The sequence below is a fragment of the Candidatus Poribacteria bacterium genome, assembly GCA_016866785.1.
GTDB lineage: Bacteria > Poribacteria > WGA-4E.
This window is the reverse complement of the sequence record VGLH01000261.1, coordinates 1-2230: the sequence shown is the minus strand read 5'-3', so window position 1 is coordinate 2230 and position 2230 is coordinate 1. Positions and strand designations below refer to the sequence as shown.

General features: G+C 61.1%; 2 protein-coding genes. Both read right to left on the bottom strand.

Going from position 1 to position 2230, the window contains the following annotated elements; all coding sequences use genetic code 11:
* Positions 1-264: 264 nt before the first annotated feature.
* Complete coding sequence (locus FJZ36_19080) at positions 265-1326, bottom strand: macro domain-containing protein (GenBank protein ID MBM3217003.1); 1062 nt, start codon at positions 1324-1326, stop codon at positions 265-267.
* A gap of 9 nt (positions 1327-1335) precedes the next feature.
* The gene (locus tag FJZ36_19075) at positions 1336-1971 is read right to left on the bottom strand and encodes a DUF4433 domain-containing protein (protein MBM3217002.1); all 636 of its coding nucleotides are present in this window, start codon (positions 1969-1971) and stop codon (positions 1336-1338) included.
* Positions 1972-2230: the final 259 nt, after the last annotated feature.

Below are 2230 nucleotides of genomic sequence, written 5' to 3'. Positions count from 1 at the left end.
GACGGCGGCGCAGAACGCCAGGGCGATGGGAAGCAGCGCGCGAACGGAGCGTTTCATGTCCCGCTCTCCTTCCGTGTGGCAACACTAGCGTAGGAGGAGCAGCGGCGCAATCCGAGGTGTCCGCGGAAGCGAGAATACAGGACTCTGGGCTCCCAATGCCTGTCCCCGCGAAGGCGGGGATCGCGGGAGCGACGGAAAAGAGGCGGAGATAACCGGAAGAATCCGCGGAGGCGCTAACCAAGAGCGTTCGGCGGCGGTGCGCTCTTACGATGGGGGCGATGTGTCTTTGTCGAGCCAGCCGTGTTCGCGAAGCCTGCGCCACGCGGACTCGATATGGTCGGGGCGGAATCGGTCGCTCTTGCGCTGGCTCCACGCGCGCACGCCATCGATGGCTGTGTCGAGATGGTCTTTGGCGTTAGGCATTTCGAAGCTGGCGATCCAGTGAAGGGTCGCGAGCAGTTCCAAGCCATAGGGTGTCTCGAAGCCATCCAGGAGGGCAGTCACATGCTCGATGCGCTTGCTGACTTCGGGCGTTGCTTGGAGGGCTGTTGCCGCTTCACGGACAGCTTCGGTGTCGAGGAGCAGGTTTGTCGGCTCTCCGGTCCGATCACCGTATCCGCGTGTGAAGTGCCCTTCCATCCTCTGGAGGACGTGCTCCAGCTTCTGCGCGTAGGGTCCGTATTGGGCTTTGTCGAAGTCGAGCTTCAGGGGTTCGCCGGCCGCCTGCAGCAGGTAGGCGAGCTTCTGGACTTCGACCTTCGTCAGCGAATAAGTGACCTGGTCGTAGGCAGCAAAGAGCGCGAGGAGGGCAGCCCGGGATGGGGTCATCGCGGGGCGCTTCGTGCGGACCGGCATGGCCTGCGGGCCGGGCGGTCCGTCAGGCTCGAACAGAACAACACGAGTATCCGGTACTTGGTTGAGAGCGCTTTGGATACGCGGTCTGACGTCATCCCAGTTCAGTCCTCCGCTACCGCATCCTAGCGGAGGCACGGCGATGGACTCGATGGCTTCGTCCCGAATGACGCGAACCAGATCAGCCAAGCCCTCATCGATGTATTCCAAGCGGGATGGCTGCCGCCAGTGCTGTTTCGTCGGGAAGTTGATGATATGGAACGGCGGCGTGAGCGTGTTTCGGCGGTAGACGAACATTCTGCCGGTGACGACCTCGTTCGCGTCGCACGCCTTCTTGTAGGCGGCGTAGTTGTCCGGGAACGCCTGGCGGAATTGCAGGGCGACGCCCTTGCCCATCACACCGACGGTGTTCACGGTGTTGACGAGAGCGTCGGCGTCGGCGTCGACGATGCTGCCCGTCGCGAGCTCGATCATTGCCTTCGCCTAGAAGTACCAGTCTCTACGAACCGATACCGTAGGCTGGTGGGAAGCATTCGACAGAATCTCTTGAACACGATCTGCGACTTTCTCTCGTATGACGCCGATCTCGGTAACAAGACTCCACGGCAGGGACTTGTGCACGAGGAACTCCGCTTCACGGCGTCGCTTCCGATCCGGGTCGTCCGTCGTGTTCGCCCAGTCATGGGACGCTATCACCTCCCAGTCCACGCGATTGAGATGGAGGGCGTTGTCGTAGAAGGAACTGAGACTGTGGCTGACAGGATGACCATCCGTGAACAGGAACGGCACTCGCGCTCCTCGTACGGCGGCTATTGTCGTGACCAGGTATATGACTCCTGCTTGTCCTCCCGGAACGGAGATACGGCGCTGTGCATTGGGATCGTGGATGACGTAGAGCATCGGTGACCGTGGGGCGAAGTAGAACGGCACGTAGTCGCCTAGCGTTCCGCCGGGCGACATCGGGACGTCCTGTGCCCTCCGTCTCGCCTTGAGGTCTTGGTAACCGATCTCCGTTGGCATATCGTCTCTCGCACGCATCAGATTGTCACACAGGATGCCACCGCATCTCAGAATGGATTCCAGATTCTTGCCGTGCGTCATGTGATAGATCGGCGTCACGCGACGTGCCCCAGCGGCGACTCGATGGCTGACGACCGATCACCGCAAGCCACCAGATTGTACGGTGATTCGAGCACCAATAGGTACAGAATACCACGTTTGTCTCCTGATGGTTGTCTGGAGGTATACAATCGTATCCATCCCGCGTTAGGAAGGCGAGGATGGCAGACGGAGGGACGCGATGACATTGCCCGGTATCCCGCCGAGGGCGGAGCGGATCGACTACGCGCAGGTGGAGCGTTTCGCCAAGCTGGGGCTG